This window comes from Microbacterium sp. F1-18 (genome assembly GCF_052921305.1).
In genome coordinates this window covers 739,569-758,504 of sequence record NZ_JBREVD010000002.1, presented here as the reverse complement: position 1 = coordinate 758,504, position 18,936 = coordinate 739,569, and the positions used below count along the sequence as shown (strand labels likewise).

Here is an 18,936-nt window from a genome sequence, read left to right as displayed (position 1 = left end):
GATCGTCACGGTTCTCAGTTCGACTTCGCGGTGATCCACACCGAGATGGCGACGAGCGAGCCGATGCCGAAGATCCAGATGAACAGACCCTCCGAGACGGGGCCGAGCGAGCCGAGCGAGAAGCCGCCGGGCGAGTTCTCGGTCGGGCGCATCATCAGGTAGCTGATGATGTCGCGCTTCTCTTCGGAAGTGAGGGTCATGTCGTTGAAGACGGGCATGTTCTGCGGGCCCGTGACCATGGCTGCGTACATGTGCAGCGGCGACGTGGTCGTCAGCGGCGGAGCGTACTTGCCCTCGGTGAGCGCACCACCCGCGCCGGCGACGTTGTGGCACATCGCGCAGTTGATGCGGAAGAGCTCGGCGCCGTGCGAGACATCGCCTTCACCGTCGAGCACCGCGGACTCGGGGTACGTCGGGCCGGGGGCCTCGGACTGAACCCAGGCCGCCATGGCCTCGATCTGCTCTTGCGTGAACTGCACGGGCTTCTGCGGAGCCTGCGGTCCCTGCATCTGCAGCGGCATGCGGCCGGTGGCGACCTGGAACTCGACCGACAGCTCGCCGACGCCGTACAGCGACGGGCCGTCGTTCGTGCCCTGCAGGTCGAGGCCGTGACAGGTGGCGCAGTTGGCCTGGAACAGCTTCTTGCCGTCCTCGACCGTGAGCGTGGATGCCGTCTGCGTCGTATCGCCCGCGGCCATCGCGGCGGTGGCGCCGGCGTAGCCTCCGCCGGTGACGAGCAGTCCGATGCCGATCAGAGCGGCGGCAGCCCACTTGCTGCGACGTCCGCCGTTGCGGCGCGGGTTCTTGGATGCCATGGGTGAATCAGCTCCGGTTACTTCAGGAAGTAGATGACGGCGAACAGGACGAGCCACACCACGTCGACGAAGTGCCAGTAGTACGACACGACGATGGCGGACGTCATCTCTTTCCGGCCGAAGTTCTTGACGGCGAAGGCGCGCCCGATGACGAGGAGGAACGCCACGAGACCACCGGTGACGTGGAGGGCGTGGAAGCCGGTGGTGATGTAGAAGGCGGACGCATAGGAGTCGGCCTGGATGGGCATGCCCTCGGCGACGAGCGTGGCGTACTCCCACACCTGGCCGGAGACGAAGATCGCGCCCATGATGAAGGTCAGGAAGAACCACTCCACCATGCCCCACTTGCGCAGGTTCCAGAAAGAGCCCGAGCGGTAGGGGCGGAAGTGCTCGGCGTTGTGGACACCGATCTGCGCCGTCACCGACGACAACACGAGAATGAGCGTGTTGACCGCGGCGAACGGGATGTTCAGCAGTTCGGTGCGGTCGGCCCACAACTCGGGAGAGGTGTTGCGCAGGGTGAAGTAGATCGCGAAGAGGCCCGCGAAGAACATCACCTCGCTGCCGAGCCACACGATGGTGCCCACAGCGACCGGGTCCGGCCGCTTGACCGAGCGCAGGGCCTGGGAATACGTCGCTGGAGTGGTCGTCACGGCATCCATTATGGCCGATCTGGAGGGTGGTTTCTGCATCGCTGAAGGTCTGGTCCGATCGCGCCGAGGTTAGGCCCACCTAAGAATCAGCCGAAAGTCGCCCGACAACCGGCCGATAGGATCGTGTGTCATGGCTCAGTACGCATGGCGCGACATCCTGACCGACCTTCTCGAGAAGCGTGATCTCAGCGTGTCGGCGGCGACGTGGGCCATGCGCGAGGTCATGGCCGGCCGCGCGACCGACGCTCAGCTCGGGGGCTTCCTCGTGGCGCTCCGCGCGAAGGGTGAGACGGTCGACGAGATCGTCGGCTTCCGCGACGCGATACTCGAAGCGGCCCTGCCGCTTGCCGTTCCCACCGACGCCCTCGACATCGTCGGCACCGGAGGTGATCGATTCGGCACGGTGAACGTCTCGACCATGGCGTCGATCGTTGCCGCAGCCACCGGTGTGCCCGTCGTCAAGCACGGCAACAAGGCGGCGAGCTCGAAGTCGGGATCGTCCGACGTGCTCGCGGCGCTGGGGATCGACCTGTCGCTCGAGCCCGACCGCGTCGCCCGCGTCCTGGAGGAGGCCGGGATCACCTTCGCCTTCGCGTCGGCGTTCCACCCGGGCTTCCGTCATGCCGGCGCAGCACGGGCCGAGCTCGGCATCCCGACCGTCTTCAACTTCCTCGGGCCGCTGTCGAACCCCGCCCGTGCCGAGGCGAACGCGGTGGGCGTCGCGCATCTCGACCGGGTGCCGCTCATCACGGGCGTCTTCCGCACCCGCGGTGCCACCGCACTGGTCTTCCGCGGGGACGACGGCCTGGACGAGCTGACGACCACCGGACACAGCCGGATCTGGGAGGTGAGCCTCGGCGACATCCACGAGCACGATCTCGACCCGCGTGATCTCGGTATGCCGCTGGCCCGCATCGAGGACCTCCTCGGCGGCGACCCGCAGCACAATGCTGCGGTCGTTCGGCGAGTGCTCGACGGGGAGTCCGGCCCAGTACGTGACATCGTCGTGCTGAACGCGGCCGCGGGCATCGTCGCCTACCGACTGTGGCGGGATGCGAGCCAGGTGCAGCGTCCGATCCTCGAGCGTCTCGCTGAGGCGTCGGAGGTCGCCGTGCGCGCCCTCGACTCGGGAGACGCGTCGCGCACGCTGGAGCGGTGGGTCGAAGCTTCGTCCCGCTGAGGTCAGACCACATCGTTTTTTCACGGCACCGCGTGAGCGGTCCCGTGATCGCGGGTGAATAGCGTGAGGCTCAACGCACCCGAGGAGGAACTGATGTCCCACACCACCCCCACCGCCGATACGGTGGAGGCCCCCGTTCGCCGCACCGGTCTCGTGAAGATCCTGGGCATCCTGGGGATGCTCGGCGGAGTCGTGCTGATCGTCGGCGGAATCGTCGTCTGGTCGATCGTCTCGGGGCAGTTGCGCGCCGAGAACATCACGGTCCCCGACGACGCAGCGGCCTTCCAGGGGCAGACCGTCGCTGGACCGTTCACCGCCTATGTCCAGGCCGACATCATCCAGCACCACGCACTCGACGCCTCGGGCGGCAAGACCTACGCCGAGCTCGATAAGGACGACCCCGTCCGCGCGACCATGATGAACGCCTCGTTCCTTCGCGCCTCGCTGTTCACCTCGGTCGTCTCGTTCGGCGTCGCCGCCTTCGCGATGGGGGTGGGTATCCTGTCGATCATCTTCGGCTTCGCGGTGCACCGCCTGGCCTCGGCCCCGGTGGTCGTCCGCCGAACCGCGGTCACCTCCGGCTGAACGGGGAGGACGTGAGGCCCGTGCTGCGGCACGGGCCTCAGACATGCGTATGGATCCCACCGATGCCCTGACCGAGATCGCCGAGCTGCTCGAGCGCGAGCGTTCGTCGAAGTACAAGTCGAAGGCGTTCCGCGCCGCGGCCGACGCGATCCGCGACCTTTCGGACGACCAGCTCGACGACACCGCCGCCCTGCGCCGGCGACCCGGCATCGGAGACCGGACGCTGTCGGTCATCGTCGAGGCCCGGGCGGGAGGCGTGCCCGCCTATCTCGCGGATCTGCGCGAACGGCGAGGCATCGTCGTGGCCGGCGAGCTGCGCCGCCGGCTGCGCGGTGACCTGCACTGCCACTCGGACTGGTCGGACGGCTCGACCCCCATCGCGGAGATGGTCGCCGCAGCTCGCGCACTCGGACACGAGTACCTCGCTCTCACCGATCACTCTCCTCGTCTGAGGGTGGCTCGCGGACTGTCTCCCGAGCGTCTGCGCGACCAGCTCGACGTCGTCTCCGGGATGAGCGGCGATGGGTTCACGTTGCTCAGCGGCATCGAGGTCGACATCCTCGACGATGGCTCCCTCGACCAGGAGGACGAACTGCTGCGCCGGCTCGACATCGTCGTCGCGTCGGTGCATTCGAAGCTGCGGATGCCTCGCCCGGCGATGACGAGGCGCCTCGTGGCGGCGGCATCCGATCCCCGCGTCGACGTCCTCGGACACGTGACCGGCAGGCTGGTCGAAGGGGAGCGCGGCACCCGGCCGCCGTCCGACTTCGACCCGGACCCCGTGTTCGCGGCCTGCGCCGAGAACGGCGTGGCGGTCGAGATCAACTCCCGGCCGGAGCGGCAGGATCCGCCGGACGATCTCATCGCGCGGGCGATCGACGCCGGCTGCCGGTTCTCGATCGACTCCGACGCTCACGCCCCGGGGCAGCTTTCACTCCTCGATTACGGTGCCGAGCGCGCGGAGCGGATGGGGGTTCCCGTCGACCGCATCGTCACGACGTGGCCGATGGAGCGCCTGCGGGAGTGGACAGGTCGGCCGCGTCCCTGAGGCCGCGACGCCCGGGCTCAGGCGCGGGCGCGGAGAGCGGATGCCGCGCGTGCGAGCGACCCGCCCAGCCCGCGACGATCGGCGAGCTGCTGGACGACTTCGGGATCGGTGGGACGTATGCGGCCGTCGACGACACCGAGGTCGAGGTCGCGCACCACCCGAACGACCTGCGGAGCCACAGCGAGGTAGTCGGCCGCCGCCGCGAGCTTCGCTCGCACACCTGCCGTCATACCCTCGCCCGTCTCCGCCGCCGCGAGGATGCCGTCGAGGTCGCCATGAGTGGAGAGGAGAGTCGCCGCGGTCTTATCGCCCACGCCCGCCACTCCGGGGAGACCGTCGGAAGCATCGCCCCGCATCGTCGCGAAGTCGGCGTACTGGTCGGGGCGCACGACGTACTTCGCGAGCACGGTCTCGCCGGTCAGCACGTCGAGGTTGCTCATCCCTCGCCCGGTGTAGATGACCCGGACGTCGCGTTCGTCGTCGACCAGCTGAATGAGGTCACGATCTCCCGTCACGACGTCGACGGGCATCGTCGCCTGCGTGGCGAGGGTGCCGATGACATCGTCGGCCTCGTGATGGGGTGCGCCGACGATCGGGATGCCGAGGGCCTCGAGGCTCTCGCGGATCGTGGGGATCTGCGCCTCGAGCGGATCGGGTACGACCTCGACGTCCGGGCCCGTCTCGACCGTCTCGGCGACACGGTGCGTCTTGTACGTCGGGATCAGGTCGACCCGCCACTGCGGACGCCAGTCGTCGTCCCAACAGGCGACCAGATGTGTCGGCTCGTAGGTGGCCACGAGCTTGGCGATCATGTCGAGGAACCCGCGGGCCGCGTTGACCGGCCGCCCTTCCGAGTCTTTGACGGTGTCGGGCACGCCGTAGAACGCGCGGAAGTAGAGGGATGCGCTGTCGAGCAGCATGAGGCGGTCGCTCATCGCATCATCCTGGCACGGGTCACCGACCATGTGGCATCACCTCGATTCAGCATCCGGCTGTTAGCATCCGGGTCCTGACGGCGGCTCGGTACACACGCGATCGACGAGTGTCCCGCGGGCCTCCAGCACCTCGATCGCATAGCCGGCGGTGGGAACGTCGAGGGTTCCGGGAACGGGACGCCAGCCACGACCGAAATCGACCTCCGCCCGGTAACGCACGGTGGCCGTCGCGACGTAGCCGCCCCGTGAGCGATACGTGTGACTCGCGGGTGGGCGGGCGGTGCCTTCGACGGTGAGAGTCGCTCCGTCGCCCGGCGCGATCACGATGTCGTCCGGAGTGAACCGCACGGTCACCGGAAGGTCGAACAGTGTTCCCGCGGCACTGTGCTGCGACGCGCCGATCAGGAACGTCACCGGCAGGCCGACGATGCCGTAACCCGCCGGTTCAGCGGCCAGCGTCGAGGGTTGGGGAGCGAACGAGGCCACGTCGGCGATCGTCGCCTGCGGTAGCAGCGAGGCGGTGAAGTCATCGCAGCGGTTGAGCGCCCCGCAATCGCGCGGTGGGGCGGGTTTGGCGTCCGGGGAACCGGAGTCGGAGGTCTGGAAACGCGCGTCCGTCGTTGTACTCCCGCCCACATCTACTGTGCGACCGTCGTTGTTCGATTGCCAGAAAGAAGTGCCTCCGACCGGATCGTGAGCGTCGCCGGCGCTCAGCATGGTCGCGGCCGAAATCAGAAACATGGCGATCAGCATCGGTCGATCTCGTCTGCGCGAATGTGCTCGATTCGAGACCCCTGATCAGCGAAGCTGATCACGAGCGACTGGATCGCCCGGCGCTGAGGGTCAACAAGACTGGTTCCGTCCGCCGCAGTGAGATCGACGGAAGACACGTCCAAACACGCGTGCAACGATCCGTCCATATCGTCATAGTCGACGCTGGTGATAACGGAGGCACCGCTCATAGCAACGTTCTCGGTGTTGTAGCGGGTTAGGTTGCGGCGGTCTGCTTCTTGCACCTCGCCCGTGGTGAGGGCATACACCGGTTCGAAGGTCGTCGGGTCCGAGAGGTCGACGGCATTCAGGGCATCGACGTAGGCGCGGTAGGTCGCTTCGGCCGCAGCGTACGCGGCAGCGGCGCTGTCCGTGGGGGAGGGCGCCGCCGTGGTGGGGGCCAGCGTCGGCGGTGAGGCGGGGGAGCCGCATCCGCTCGTCAGCAGCGCGACGACGACGAGGGCGGCAACAGCGTGGCGGCGGACGAACATGCCCCGACCGTATCCGGCGTCATCCCGCCGGCGCGGGAACTTTCCACAGGGCAGTCTCTCGTAGCCTGGGGGCATGCGGAGACGAGGTGGACATGTCGTTCGGTGAAGCGGCGCTCAGGCGCAAGCCGGCCGCGACCGCACCCTGCCCCTGCGGGGGCGGCTCGTACGGGGCGTGCTGCGGTCCCGTCCTCGATGGTCGGCCCGCGGACACGGCGGAGCAGCTGATGCGCTCGCGCTACACCGCGTTCGCCTTGCGCGACCGCGCGCATCTCGCTCGCACCTGGCACCCGGCGACGCGCCCGGACGACCTCGATTCGGACGCTGCGCAGGAGTGGACGGGGCTCACGGTGGTGCGCGCGGCCGGTGGGGTCGACGACGCCGACGGCACCGTCGAGTTCCGTGCCCGCTGGCGTTCAGGGGCGGATTCCGGAGAGCTTCACGAGGTCAGCCGCTTCACGCGGATACGTGGTCGGTGGCTCTACGTGGGCGGTGTCGTAGACCCGTCGTCCTGACCCTTCGAGGACAGGCGTCAGAACCGTCGCCCTGCGGGTGAGTGCGAAGCCTCGGAGGACTGGAATCGCGCGGGTCTGCTCTGATACTCTGGATCGTCACTCGTGTGGCCTCGTCGCCATGCGTTCACGACGCATCATCCACAACCATCCGCCTCGGTCGAGGTCGTCATCGATAGAAGACGTCTCGGATCCGCGGCCCGACACCCTGACCCAACAAGGACAACCCACTACATGACTAACGCAACGACCGCCCCGGCCACCAAGCAGGTCGCTATCAACGACATCGGATCTGCTGAGGACTTCCTGGCCGCGGTCGAGAAGACTCTGAAGTTCTTCAACGACGGCGACCTCATCGAAGGCACCGTGGTGAAGATCGACCGCGACGAGGTCCTCCTCGACGTCGGCTACAAGACCGAGGGTGTCATCCCCTCCCGCGAGCTTTCCATCAAGCACGACGTCGACCCCAATGAGGTCGTCAAGGTCGGCGACGAGGTCGAAGCCCTCGTTCTCCAGAAGGAGGACAAGGAAGGCCGCCTCATCCTCTCCAAGAAGCGTGCTCAGTACGAGCGTGCCTGGGGCGACGTCGAGAAGATCAAGGAGAACGACGGTGTTGTCACCGGCTCCGTGATCGAGGTCGTCAAGGGCGGTCTGATCGTCGACATCGGCCTCCGCGGCTTCCTGCCCGCGTCGCTCATCGAGCTTCGCCGTGTCCGCGATCTCACGCCGTACCTCGGCCAGGAGATCGAGGCCAAGATCCTCGAGCTCGACAAGAACCGCAACAACGTCGTGCTTTCGCGCCGCGCCCTGCTCGAGCAGACGCAGTCCGAGTCGCGCACCACGTTCCTCAACAACCTCCACAAGGGTCAGGTCCGCAAGGGCGTCGTCTCGTCGATCGTCAACTTCGGTGCGTTCGTCGACCTGGGCGGCGTGGACGGCCTCGTGCACGTCTCCGAGCTTTCGTGGAAGCACATCGAGCACGCTTCGGAGGTCGTCGAGGTCGGCCAGGAGGTCACCGTCGAGATCCTCGAGGTCGACCTCGACCGCGAGCGCGTCTCGCTGTCGCTGAAGGCGACGCAGGAGGACCCGTGGCAGGTCTTCGCCCGCACCCACGCGATCGGTCAGGTCGCGCCGGGCAAGGTCACCAAGCTCGTTCCGTTCGGTGCTTTCGTGCGCGTCGCGGACGGCATCGAGGGCCTCGTGCACATCTCCGAGCTGTCGGGCAAGCACGTCGAGCTCGCCGAGCAGGTCGTGTCGGTCGGCGAAGAGGTCTTCGTCAAGATCATCGACATCGACCTCGAGCGTCGCCGCATCTCGCTCTCGCTCAAGCAGGCGAACGAGTCGGTCGACCCGTACGGCACCGAGTTCGACCCGGCCCTCTACGGCATGGTCACCGAGTACGACGAGAACGGGGAGTACAAGTACCCCGAGGGCTTCGACCCGGAGACCAACCAGTGGAAGGAAGGCTTCGACGAGCAGCGTCTCGCTTGGGAGGCCGAGTACGCCGCCGCTCAGGGGCGCTGGGAGGCTCACAAGGCTGCCGTCGTCAAGGCCCTCGAGGCCGAGGCTGCGGCTCCCGCCGACAACGGCTCGTCGTTCTCGTCGGACGTCCAGTCCGCGAGCGCCGGCGGCGGCACCCTCGCCGACGACGAGGCTCTCGCCGCTCTGCGCGAGAAGCTCTCGGGCCGCTGAGTCCACGCTGATACGCCGGAAGGGTCGGAGCCTCGTGCTTCGGCCCTTCCGCCGTTTCGTGCGCAGGCGGGATGATCAGCCTGCCGCCGTGCCCGGGGGAGTCCGGGACGCGATAGTTTCAAACCATGGAGACGGAGACGCCGCGGCGCACGCGGGCGACATTTGTTCTCCCGGCACCCCCACGGTGGATCGACGCCGTGCTCGGCGACGGCGATCGCACCCGATCGGCGATGCTCAATCAGATCGTCACGACATCCGTGGTCCTCGTCGTCGCGATCGCGGGTCTCGTCGTCGGGTTCCGCGGTGACACGGCGCTGTTCTTCCTCGCGGTCACCGCTGTCTTCGTGCTCACCGGGGCGGCGATCATCGTTCCCTGGGGGAGCCTGGGTCGACTCTGGCTGGCGCTGATCCCTCTCGGCGACATCCTCGCGATAGCTGTCATGCGCGTCGCCGAGCCCACCGCCGGTTTCGGACTGCTGTGGGTGTTCCCGGTCATCTGGCTCGCCGCGGGATTCGGCACCGTCGGGTGGATCGGGGGCGTCCTGCTCGCGCTGGGCGCTTACGGCGTGACGGATGTCGTCATCCGTTCCTCGCCATCCTCATTCGGTTTCCTCCTGCTGCCGCTGCTCCTCATCGCGGTGAGCACCTCGACGTATCTCAGCAGCAGACGGGCCAGCGCGCAGCGGCTTCTCCTCGACCGTCAGGCGACGGTGCTGACACAGTCGCTGGAGCGGGCGCGACGTCATGAGCAGGTGCTCACGGAGGCCCTCGATCGCGTCGACTTCGGTGTGGCTCGCATCGAGACGGATGGGTCGGCGTCGATCATCAACGACGCGCATGCCCGGTTGCAGCGAGGATCTCGCACCAGCGGTCAGCCCGACGTTTACGCTGCGGACGGTGCGACTCCGCTCGATCCGCAGGACCATCCGCTCGCCCGCGTTCGCCGCGGCGAGGCGTTCACGGACGCGCGCATCCAGGTGGGTCATGGTGACGACCGACGCGTGCTGAGCGTCTCGGCGCGGCGCATCATCGAGCCGGACGGCGGCGACTCCGGTGCGGTCGTCGTCACACGAGACATCACCGCCGAGACGGATGCGTTGCGGGAGCGGGATGCGCTGGTCTCGTCCGTCTCGCACGAGCTGAGGACGCCCCTCACCTCGATCCTCGGATATCTCGAGCTCGCGATCGACACTCCGGGCGTCCCCGAGGCGGCGCTGGAGAACCTACGCGTGGCCGACCGGAACGCGGACCAGCTGCTCCGACTCGTCGGCGACGTGCTCGCCGCGTCGAGTCAGCACAAGTCCGCCGCGCAACTCACGGTTTCCCCCACCGACATCGACCTCGTCGAGATCGTCAACGCCGCCGTCGAGTCGATCCTCGTCAGCGCGGGTGAGCGCGGGATCACGATCGACGTGTCGCGCGTGGAGCCCGCACGCGCGTACGCCGACCCGGTCCGCATCCGGCAAGTGCTCGACAACCTGCTCTCCAACGCCGTCAAGTACAACCGTCCGCGTGGGCGAGTGTCCGTCGCCACGTCGGTGGGCGACCAGTGGGCGCTCATCGCGGTGCAGGATTCTGGCGTGGGGCTCAACGAGGAGGATCTCGGCTCTGTGTTCCAGCGCTACTACCGCGGAGCCGCCGTGCGGGACTCCGCCGTCACCGGCAACGGGCTCGGGCTCGCCATCAGTCGCGACATCGTCCGTCGACACGGTGGCGATATCACCGTGAGCAGCGTGCTCGGGGTCGGCTCGACCTTCTCGGTGACGCTCCCGGCCCGACGCCCCGGAACCGCGGCATCATGATCGACCAGTTCTCGGTATCCCTCATCACCGCGCTGGTGGTGCTGGTGTGCGCGGTGCTCTTCATCTTCGACACCCTGCTTCGCCGGCCCGAGCAGAGCGGACGGTTCTGGGCCGTCGGGTTTCTGTGCGCCGTGCTGACGACGCTGTTCTACGTCGTCTGGGCGAGCGCCCCCGAGACCGATTGGGCCGTCGTCTGCGGCAACACCGCCTCGGTGGTCGGCACGGGGCTCATGTGGCTCGGATGTCGCGCCTACAACCGGCGCAGCGTGCGTGGCCCGGGCGCGCTCGTGGCCGTGGCCGGCCTCGCCGCCGCCGCGGCCGCGTCCATCGAACTCGCTGCGGGCGGGAACGACTGGTCCGGCTCGCTCGTGATGTTCGGGGCCCTCGGCGTCGTCGGGGCTGCTGCCTCGGCGGAGTGCTTCCGGGGCGCCCTCGGTGCGTCGCGGACGGCGCTCCCACTGGGTCTCGTGTTCGGGGTCCAGGCTGCGTTCTACCTCGCGCGCATCGTGGTCGTCGCCATGGTGGGCTACGGCGAGGTCTTCCTGCTGTGGGCGGGTTCGATCCCCGCCAGCTTCCTCACCGTCACCCTCTCGATCACCGCCGTGGTGAGTGCGTCCGTGCTCCGCGCGGGCAGAGCGGGCGTGCGCGGCTCCGATTCACCGGAGGGCCGGGATGCCGGACCCAGTGAGATCGTGACGGTGACGGGCTTCCGGCGTGCCGTCGCCGTCAGCGCGCAGCGGGCCCAGGCGCGGCGGGAGCTCATGGCGGTCTGGGTGATCGAACTCGACGGGCTCGAGTACATCGCCACCGCCTTCGGTCTGGACGTCGGCGACGACGTCGTGCGGACGTGGCGCGACACCATGACGGCCAACGCGCCGACGCTCGCGATCCTCGGTGAGGTCGGCTCCGAGCGGATCGGTGTCATCACCGTCGTGGGCTCAGCAGCCGACGCGCGACGGCAGGCGATGGCACTGTACCGATCGCTCTTCGAGGCTCTCGCGTCGGTCGAAGGGGGAGTCCTGCCCGCCATCGGCATCGGCGTCGCTCTGAGCGACGTCGTGGGATACGACGCGGATGCCCTGATCGAGATGGCCGCAGCGACGGCGACACGCGCCTCATCCGGGGTGGCGTCAGCCGTGCTCCTCGCCGAACCCTCGTGATCGGATGACGCGACAGGGTCAGCCCCGGTCGAGCCGGTAACCGATCCCCTGATCCGAGACGATGAGTGTGGTGGCGGCAGCGGTGGCGAGCCTGCCGCGCAGCGACTCGACGGTGCGCTCGACGGCGCGGACCTCATCGGCGTCGGGAGCGTCTCCCCGCGACCGGGAACGCAGCGCAACGGCCAGCTCGTTCTTCGTGCGCGTGCGACCATGCGCGACCACCAGGTCGTGGAGCACTGTCGATTCGGGGGGAGACAGGTCGACGAGAGCGTCCGAGACGCGGAAGGCTCCTGCGACCATCGAAATGTCACCGAAAGAGGAGTCCTGCGAGGCTCCGGCGGCCGCGTCTGCAACGACGTCGTCGATCGGTGCCTCATCGCGCCGCCGCCGCGACGGGATCGCAGCTAGACGCGCTTTGAGGTCTCGCGGCCGGAACGGCTTGCCGAGGTACTCGTCGCCGCCCGCAGCTCTGCCGCGCTCCGCATCACCGGGCTCGACGAAGGCCGAGATGAAGATGATGTAAGTGTCGCTGAACTCGCGGACGCGGCGCGCGACCTCGAACCCGTCGATACCCGGGATGTTGACGTCGAGGGTGGTCACGTCGGGGGAGACCGACCGGACGAGCTCGACCCCGTCGAGACCGTTGTCGGTCGCGTGCACGACGAACCCGCTCGACTCGAGGATCGCCGAGAGCAGGCTGCGGATGTCGCCCTGGTCTTCCACGATGACGGCGGTGCGTTCCACGGTGATCCCACCTTCCGCGGGTTGTCAGAATCCCATCGTATCGATCGGGCGGCCTCGCGCCCGGCCTGGCGCCCATGGCATCCTCGGGTGTATGCCTCTGATCGCATTGACCGGCGGGATCGCCTCGGGCAAATCCACGATCGCACGGCGGCTCGCCGAGCACGGTGCCGTCGTGGTCGACGCGGATGCGATCGTGCGCGACGTCCAGCGCGGGGGGTCGCCCGTGCTCGAAGCCATCCGCGCCACGTTCGGGCCTGCGGTGGTCGCGGCCGACGGCGAGCTCGATCGCGCTGCGCTGGCCTCGGTCGCGTTCGCCGACCCGGAGGCGCTCCGCACGCTGAATGCCATCGTGCACCCGGCGGTTCGAGCAGAATCGCAGCGGCGGTTCGACGAGGCGCTCAGCCGGGGACCCGGCACCGTCGTCGTCTACGACGTGCCTCTGCTCGTCGAGGCTCGCGTCGACGACCCCTGGGACGCGATCGTCGTCGCGCATGCTCCCGCGCCGGTTCGCCGCGAACGCCTGCAGCGCCTGCGCGGGATGACGCCGGAGGAGGCCGATCGCCGGATCGCGGCACAGGTCTCAGACCAACAGCGCCTCGCGATCGCCGACGTCGTCATCGACACCGCGGGCGACATCTCGGCGACCGAGCAGCAGGCGGATGCCCTCTGGGAGCGCCTGACCACCGGCCCCGACGTGTAGCACGCCCGCACGCTCTGAGCGAAGCGCGGGCCCGGTGTCGGTGGCCCCGCCTACGCTGGAATCATGCAGACCACGCGCTCCGTGCGACCCTTCGAGGTCATCAGCGAATACGTCCCGAGCGGTGACCAGCCCCAGGCGATCGCCGATCTCGCGGCCAGGATCAACGCGGGCGAGACCGACGTCGTACTGCTCGGTGCCACCGGTACGGGAAAGTCGGCGACGACGGCGTGGCTCATCGAACAGGTGCAGCGTCCGACGCTCGTCATGGCGCACAACAAGACGCTCGCTGCGCAGCTGGCGAACGAGTTCCGCGATCTCATGCCCAACAACGCGGTCGAGTACTTCGTCAGCTACTACGACTACTACCAGCCTGAGGCATACGTTCCGCAGACCGACACCTTCATCGAGAAGGACTCCTCGATCAACGCCGAGGTCGAGCGGTTGCGCCACTCGACCACCAACTCCCTGTTGAGTCGCCGCGACGTCGTGGTCGTGAGCACCGTCTCGTGCATCTACGGTCTCGGTGCGCCCGAAGAGTACCTGCGCGCCATGGTCGCGTTGCAGGTGGGGGAGCGATACGACCGCGATGCGCTCATCCGCAAGTTCATCGCGATGCAGTACAACCGCAACGACGTCGACTTCTCGCGCGGCAACTTCCGCGTGCGCGGCGACACGATCGAGATCATCCCGGTGTACGAGGAGTACGCCATCCGTATCGAGCTCTTCGGCGACGAGATCGAGGCGCTCTACATGCTGCACCCGCTGACCGGCGACATCGTGCAGAAGATGGACAGCGTTCCGGTGTTTCCGGCCTCTCACTATGTGGCGGGCACCGAGACGGTTCAGCGCGCCATCGGAACGATCGAGCATGAGCTGGCCGAGCGTCTGAAGGAGTTCGAGAGCCAGGGCAAGCTGCTCGAGGCGCAGCGTCTTCGCATGCGCACCACGTTCGACCTCGAGATGCTCCAGCAGCTCGGATTCTGCTCCGGCATCGAGAACTACTCCCGGCACCTCGACGGTCGGTCCCCGGGCGATCCTCCCCACACGCTGCTCGACTTCTTCCCCGACGACTTCCTCCTCGTGATCGACGAGTCGCACGTGACCGTTCCGCAGATCGGCGCGATGTACGAGGGGGATGCCTCGCGTAAGCGCACCCTTGTCGATCACGGGTTCCGGCTGCCGAGCGCGATGGACAATCGCCCCCTTCGTTTCGATGAGTTCAAGGAACGCGTCGGGCAGACCGTCTACTTGTCGGCGACCCCCGGCCGCTACGAGATGGGCATCGCCGACGGCGTCGTCGAGCAGATCATCCGCCCCACCGGTCTGGTCGACCCCGAGATCATCATCAAGCCGTCGAAGGGCCAGATCGACGACCTGCTCGAGGAGATCCGGGTGCGGGTCGAGCGCGACGAGCGGGTGCTCGTCACGACGCTCACGAAGAAGATGGCGGAAGAGCTCACCGACTTCCTCGGCGAGCACGGCGTGCGGGTGCGCTACCTCCACTCCGACGTCGACACACTGCGACGCGTCGAGCTGCTGACCGAGCTGCGCCAGGGCGCCTATGACGTGCTCGTCGGCATCAACCTGCTTCGTGAAGGGCTCGACCTGCCCGAGGTGTCGCTCGTGGCGATCCTCGACGCCGACAAGGAAGGGTTCCTGCGCTCAGGAACTTCGCTCATTCAGACGATCGGGCGTGCGGCGCGAAACGTCTCCGGCCAAGTCCACATGTACGCCGACAAGATCACCGACTCGATGGCCGCGGCGATCGAAGAGACCGAGCGTCGTCGTGAGAAGCAGATCGCCTACAACCTCGAGCACGGCATCGATCCTCAACCGCTGCGCAAGAGGATCGCCGACATCACCGACGCGCTGGCGCGCGAGGCATCCGACACCCGCGATCTGCTCAACGGCAAGGCGACCGCTCGCAACAAGTCGGGCAAGGGCAAGAGCCCGACGCCGCAGCTGCGCCGCGAAGGCATCGCCGCGGAGGGCGCTCAGCAGCTCGAGTCGACGATCGAAGACCTGTCGCAGCAGATGCTCGCCGCGGCGGCGGAACTGAAGTTCGAGCTGGCGGGACGCCTGCGCGACGAGGTGCAAGACCTCAAGAAGGAACTGCGCGCGATGGAGCGGGCCGGACACGCCTGATCGTGCGCCGACCGACGCGCTCGCTCAGCGCGGGCAGTGCAGCAGCGGCTTCGGTCCGGTGCGGTCGACGTCGTGTTCGGTCATGGGGTGGCCGCACAACGGGCACGCACGCCCCGTGCGTTCGGGTTCGGGCTCGGTCTCGTAGGGCCCGACCGACGCGGGGCCGGCTGCGCGGATGAGGCGCGAGTTGAGGTAGGCGTACCAACCGCCCGCCTCGCGGACTCGCGTGCGAAGGGGAGGACGGCGGTCGCGCTCGGTCATGATCATCAGTGTACTAACGATTAGGGCATATAGGATACGAGCGTGGACTCCGCCGACGACATGTTGAAGCTCGACAACCAGCTCTGTTTCGCGCTGGTGACCGCCGCGCGGAACGTCGTGGCCATCTACCGTCCGATCCTCGAGCCGCTCGGCCTGACCCATCCGCAGTACCTGGTCATGCTCGCGCTGTGGGAAGCGTCACCGCAGGCGCTGGGGGAGCTGGCATCGGATCTCGCGATGGAGCCGGCCACGCTGTCTCCGCTCGTCAAGCGCCTCGAGAGCCAAGGGCTGGTGACGCGCACGCGTCGTCAGGGGGACGAGCGCGTTCTCGAGATCGGACTCACGGCCGACGGCCGAGCTCTGCGCTCCGATGCCGTCCGCGTTCCCGAACAGGTCATGGCGGCGGTCGGCATGACCGTCGACGATGTGACCGCGCTGCGCGACGGGCTGCAGCCGTTCGCCGGCCGACGGATGCCGCGGCAGCAGTCGCCTCTACTGCACGAGTGAGCCCAGGGCGAACCTCGGAGCCGGTGTCGGAGGCCCCACCTAGACTTGTGCGGTGCCCATCGTCCCCGTCGCTTCCTCATCGAAACTCAGCGTCCGCGGAGCCCGCGTCCACAATCTCAAGGACGTGGATCTCGACATCCCGCGCGACAGTCTCGTCGTCTTCACTGGCCTGTCCGGCTCGGGTAAGTCGAGTCTCGCCTTCGACACGATCTTCGCCGAGGGTCAGCGCCGCTACGTCGAATCGCTGAGCGCTTACGCCCGGCAGTTCCTCGGGCAGGTCGATCGCCCCGACGTCGACTTCATCGAGGGGCTCAGCCCAGCGGTGTCGATCGACCAGAAGTCGACGAACCGCAACCCGCGTTCGACGGTCGGCACGATCACCGAGATCCACGACTACATGCGCCTGCTGTGGGCACGCATCGGGGTGCCTCACTGTCCCGAGTGCGGTGAGCGCATCCAGCGTCAGACCGTCCAGCAGATCGCCGACCAGCTCATGGAGCTTCCCGAGCGCACCCGCTACCAGGTGGTGGCGCCGGTGGTGACGCAGAAGAAGGGCGAGTTCGTCGACCTCTTCAAAGAGCTGAGCGCAAAGGGCTACGCCCGCGCCGTCGTCGACGGCGACGTGGTCTCGCTTGCCGAGCCGCCGACGCTGAAGAAGAGCTACAAGCACGACATCGCGGTGGTCGTCGACCGCCTCGTGGCCGGTCCGGATCTGCTCGGCCGTGTCACCGACTCCGTCGAGACGGCGCTCGCCCTCGCCGGCGGTGTGATCAAGATCAACTTCGTCGACGAAGAAGGCGATGCCGCGTGGCAGAGCTTCAGCGAGAAGCTCGCCTGCCCCAATGGGCACGCACTGCAGCTCACCGAGATCGAGCCGCGCACCTTCTCGTTCAACGCGCCGTTCGGCGCATGCCCGACGTGCTCGGGCCTCGGTACCCGGATGTCGGTCGACGCCGAGCTCATGCTGGGCGACGAGGAGCTCTCGATCGCCGAGGGCGTCCTGCTGCCGTGGACGACTCAGGGCAAGGGACTCTTCCAGTACTACGAGCGACTCCTCGAGGGGCTCGCGGCCGACCTGAAGTTCTCGTTGAAGACGCCCTGGCGTGACCTCCCCGAGGATGTCCAGGACGCTGTGCTGCGCGGCGAGAACTACAAAGTCACGGTCAAGTGGAAGAACCGCTACGGACGTGAGATGCGCTACGCCTCCGGCTTCGAAGGCGTCATCCCGTACATCGAGCGCCAGTACCTCCAGGCCGAGACCGACACGCAGCGTCAGCGCTGGGCCGAGTACCTGCGCGAGGTCCCGTGCCCGGCGTGCGACGGCGACCGGCTCAAGCCGGAGGTGCTCGCCGTCCTCGTCCACGAGCGCTCCATCGCCGATGTCGCGCGTCTGAGCCTCGCCGAGGCCCAGACGTACTTCAACCACCTCGAGCTCACCGATCGCGAGGCCAAGATCGCCGCGGCGGTGCTGCGAGAGATCCGCGCCCGGCTCGACTTCCTCATCGAGGTCGGGTTGAACTACCTCAGCCTGGGCCGGGCGGCCGGCTCGCTCTCGGGTGGCGAGGCGCAGCGAATCCGCCTGGCGACGCAGATCGGTTCGGGACTCACGGGTGTTCTCTACGTCCTCGACGAGCCCTCGATCGGACTCCACCAGCGCGACAACCGGCGTCTCATCGACACGCTCGTCAAGCTGAAGAGCCTGGGCAACACGCTGATCGTCGTCGAACACGACGAAGAGACGATCGCCGCCGCCGACTGGGTCGTCGACATCGGGCCGCGTGCCGGCGTCGAGGGCGGAAACGTCGTTCACTCCGGCCCCTACGACGCGCTGCTCGCCGACGAGAACTCCATGACCGGCGACTATCTGTCGGGGCGTCGCTCGCTCGAGACGCCCACCAAGCGCCGCAAGATCGACAAGAAGCGGATGCTGACGGTCGTGGGTGCCCGTGCCAACAACCTGAAGAACGTCACGGCGGAGTTCCCCCTCGGCGTGCTCACCTCGGTGACGGGCGTGAGCGGGTCGGGCAAATCGACCCTCGTCAACGGCATCCTCTACGAGGTGCTGGCGACACGCCTGAACGGTGCGCGCCGCGTCGCGGGCAAGCACACCCGTGTGACCGGGCTCGACAACCTCGACAAGGTCGTCCACGTCGACCAGGCGCCGATCGGTCGCACGCCGCGATCGAACCCGGCCACCTACACCGGCGTCTTCGACCGCATCCGGACGCTGTTCAGTGAGACGCCCGAGGCGAAAGTCCGCGGCTACCTGCCCGGCCGCTTCTCGTTCAACGTCAAGGGTGGTCGCTGCGAGGCGTGCTCGGGCGACGGCACGCTCAAGATCGAGATGAACTTCCTGCCCGACGTCTACGTCGACTGCGAGGTGTGTCACGGCAAGCGCTACAACCGCGACACTCTCGCCGTCCACTACAAGGGCAAGAACATCGCCGAGGTCCTCGAGATGCCGATCTCGGAAGCGGCGGAGTTCTTCGAGCCGATCCAAGCGATCCACCGTTACCTGAAGACGCTCGTCGACGTCGGGCTCGGTTACGTCCGGCTCGGCCAGTCCGCCACGACGCTGTCCGGCGGCGAGGCGCAGCGTGTCAAGCTCGCGACGGAACTGCAGCGCCGCTCGAACGGCCGCAGCATCTACGTGCTCGACGAGCCCACGACCGGTCTGCACTTCGAAGACGTCCGCAAGCTCCTCGAGGTCCTCAACGGGCTCGTCGACAAGGGGAACACCGTCATCACGATCGAGCACAACCTCGATGTGATCAAGGCGTCCGACTGGATCATCGACCTCGGCCCCGAGGGCGGAGCCGGCGGCGGGACGATCGTTGCCACCGGCACACCCGAACAGGTCGCGGGGGTCGCCGAGAGCCACACCGGACAGTTCCTCGCCGAGATCCTGGGGGCCCCGGCGGCGCGCAAGGCGGGCTGA

18 protein-coding genes are annotated in these 18,936 nt (G+C 67.8%); 11 read left to right on the top strand and 7 right to left on the bottom strand.

Going from position 1 to position 18,936, the window contains the following annotated elements; genetic code table 11:
• Positions 1 to 14: 14 nt before the first annotated feature.
• Positions 15 to 815: a cytochrome bc1 complex diheme cytochrome c subunit gene (qcrC, locus tag ACU6RU_RS07865; protein ID WP_120262953.1), complete on the bottom strand. Its 801-nt coding sequence runs from the start codon at positions 813 to 815 to the stop codon at positions 15 to 17.
• Between the two features lie 17 nt (positions 816 to 832).
• The gene (gene ctaE, locus ACU6RU_RS07860) at positions 833 to 1,477 is read right to left on the bottom strand and encodes an aa3-type cytochrome oxidase subunit III (RefSeq protein ID WP_112613998.1); all 645 of its coding nucleotides are present in this window, start codon (positions 1,475 to 1,477) and stop codon (positions 833 to 835) included.
• A gap of 121 nt (positions 1,478 to 1,598) precedes the next feature.
• On the opposite strand from ctaE, the gene trpD reads away from it, so the two are divergent.
• The 3 genes from trpD to ACU6RU_RS07845 all read left to right on the top strand — a co-directional run bounded on the left by trpD (position 1,599) and on the right by ACU6RU_RS07845 (position 4,281).
• Positions 1,599 to 2,648, top strand: coding sequence for an anthranilate phosphoribosyltransferase (gene trpD / locus ACU6RU_RS07855; protein ID WP_120262952.1), 1,050 nt, complete (start codon positions 1,599 to 1,601; stop codon positions 2,646 to 2,648).
• A 93-nt stretch (positions 2,649 to 2,741) separates the two neighbouring features.
• The gene (locus ACU6RU_RS07850; protein ID WP_120262951.1) at positions 2,742 to 3,233 is read left to right on the top strand and encodes an aromatic ring-opening dioxygenase LigA; all 492 of its coding nucleotides are present in this window, start codon (positions 2,742 to 2,744) and stop codon (positions 3,231 to 3,233) included.
• Between the two features lie 49 nt (positions 3,234 to 3,282).
• Positions 3,283 to 4,281 carry a PHP domain-containing protein gene (locus ACU6RU_RS07845; protein WP_446726253.1) on the top strand — a complete coding sequence of 333 codons (999 nt, stop codon included), beginning with the start codon at positions 3,283 to 3,285 and terminating at the stop codon, positions 4,279 to 4,281.
• Positions 4,282 to 4,298: 17 nt separating this feature from the next.
• On the opposite strand, the gene ACU6RU_RS07840 is transcribed toward ACU6RU_RS07845, so the two are convergent.
• The 3 genes from ACU6RU_RS07840 to ACU6RU_RS07830 are packed head-to-tail and all read right to left on the bottom strand — an operon-like array spanning position 4,299 to position 6,478.
• Positions 4,299 to 5,216, bottom strand: coding sequence for a 5'-3' exonuclease (locus ACU6RU_RS07840; protein ID WP_446726252.1), 918 nt, complete (start codon positions 5,214 to 5,216; stop codon positions 4,299 to 4,301).
• A 60-nt stretch (positions 5,217 to 5,276) separates the two neighbouring features.
• Positions 5,277 to 5,969, bottom strand: coding sequence for a hypothetical protein (locus ACU6RU_RS07835; RefSeq protein WP_446726251.1), 693 nt, complete (start codon positions 5,967 to 5,969; stop codon positions 5,277 to 5,279).
• Positions 5,963 to 6,478, bottom strand: coding sequence for a hypothetical protein (locus ACU6RU_RS07830; protein WP_446726250.1), 516 nt, complete (start codon positions 6,476 to 6,478; stop codon positions 5,963 to 5,965). The genes ACU6RU_RS07835 and ACU6RU_RS07830 overlap by 7 nt, the downstream gene beginning before the upstream one ends.
• A gap of 92 nt (positions 6,479 to 6,570) precedes the next feature.
• On the opposite strand from ACU6RU_RS07830, the gene ACU6RU_RS07825 reads away from it, so the two are divergent.
• The 4 genes from ACU6RU_RS07825 (at position 6,571) to ACU6RU_RS07810 (ending at position 11,641) form a co-directional block, all read left to right on the top strand.
• Positions 6,571 to 6,990, top strand: a complete 420-nt coding sequence (locus ACU6RU_RS07825; protein ID WP_446726249.1) for a YchJ family protein — start codon at positions 6,571 to 6,573, stop codon at positions 6,988 to 6,990.
• A 231-nt stretch (positions 6,991 to 7,221) separates the two neighbouring features.
• Complete coding sequence (rpsA, locus tag ACU6RU_RS07820; RefSeq protein ID WP_120262946.1) at positions 7,222 to 8,679, top strand: 30S ribosomal protein S1; 1,458 nt, start codon at positions 7,222 to 7,224, stop codon at positions 8,677 to 8,679.
• Between the two features lie 125 nt (positions 8,680 to 8,804).
• Positions 8,805 to 10,481, top strand: a complete 1,677-nt coding sequence (locus ACU6RU_RS07815) for a sensor histidine kinase (RefSeq protein WP_289331246.1) — start codon at positions 8,805 to 8,807, stop codon at positions 10,479 to 10,481.
• Positions 10,478 to 11,641, top strand: coding sequence for a diguanylate cyclase domain-containing protein (locus ACU6RU_RS07810; protein ID WP_289331247.1), 1,164 nt, complete (start codon positions 10,478 to 10,480; stop codon positions 11,639 to 11,641). The genes ACU6RU_RS07815 and ACU6RU_RS07810 overlap by 4 nt, the downstream gene beginning before the upstream one ends.
• 18 nt (positions 11,642 to 11,659) lie before the next feature.
• On the opposite strand, the gene ACU6RU_RS07805 is transcribed toward ACU6RU_RS07810, so the two are convergent.
• Positions 11,660 to 12,385, bottom strand: a complete 726-nt coding sequence (locus tag ACU6RU_RS07805) for a response regulator transcription factor (RefSeq protein ID WP_446726248.1) — start codon at positions 12,383 to 12,385, stop codon at positions 11,660 to 11,662.
• A 91-nt stretch (positions 12,386 to 12,476) separates the two neighbouring features.
• On the opposite strand from ACU6RU_RS07805, the gene coaE reads away from it, so the two are divergent.
• Both coaE and uvrB read left to right on the top strand, forming a co-directional pair.
• Positions 12,477 to 13,085 carry a dephospho-CoA kinase gene (gene coaE / locus ACU6RU_RS07800; protein ID WP_446726247.1) on the top strand — a complete coding sequence of 203 codons (609 nt, stop codon included), beginning with the start codon at positions 12,477 to 12,479 and terminating at the stop codon, positions 13,083 to 13,085.
• Between the two features lie 63 nt (positions 13,086 to 13,148).
• Positions 13,149 to 15,230, top strand: a complete 2,082-nt coding sequence (uvrB, locus tag ACU6RU_RS07795) for an excinuclease ABC subunit UvrB (RefSeq protein WP_446726246.1) — start codon at positions 13,149 to 13,151, stop codon at positions 15,228 to 15,230.
• Positions 15,231 to 15,254: 24 nt separating this feature from the next.
• Here uvrB and ACU6RU_RS07790 read toward each other — a convergent pair whose 3' ends face one another.
• A complete protein-coding gene (locus tag ACU6RU_RS07790; RefSeq protein WP_446726245.1) occupies positions 15,255 to 15,491 on the bottom strand; it encodes a hypothetical protein in 237 nt (78 codons plus the stop codon).
• 60 nt (positions 15,492 to 15,551) lie between these two features.
• On the opposite strand from ACU6RU_RS07790, the gene ACU6RU_RS07785 reads away from it, so the two are divergent.
• On the top strand, positions 15,552 to 15,998 hold the full coding sequence (locus ACU6RU_RS07785; RefSeq protein WP_446726319.1) for a MarR family winged helix-turn-helix transcriptional regulator: 447 nt from the start codon (positions 15,552 to 15,554) through the stop codon (positions 15,996 to 15,998).
• A gap of 52 nt (positions 15,999 to 16,050) precedes the next feature.
• Positions 16,051 to 18,936 carry an excinuclease ABC subunit UvrA gene (gene uvrA / locus ACU6RU_RS07780; protein ID WP_120262939.1) on the top strand — a complete coding sequence of 962 codons (2,886 nt, stop codon included), beginning with the start codon at positions 16,051 to 16,053 and terminating at the stop codon, positions 18,934 to 18,936.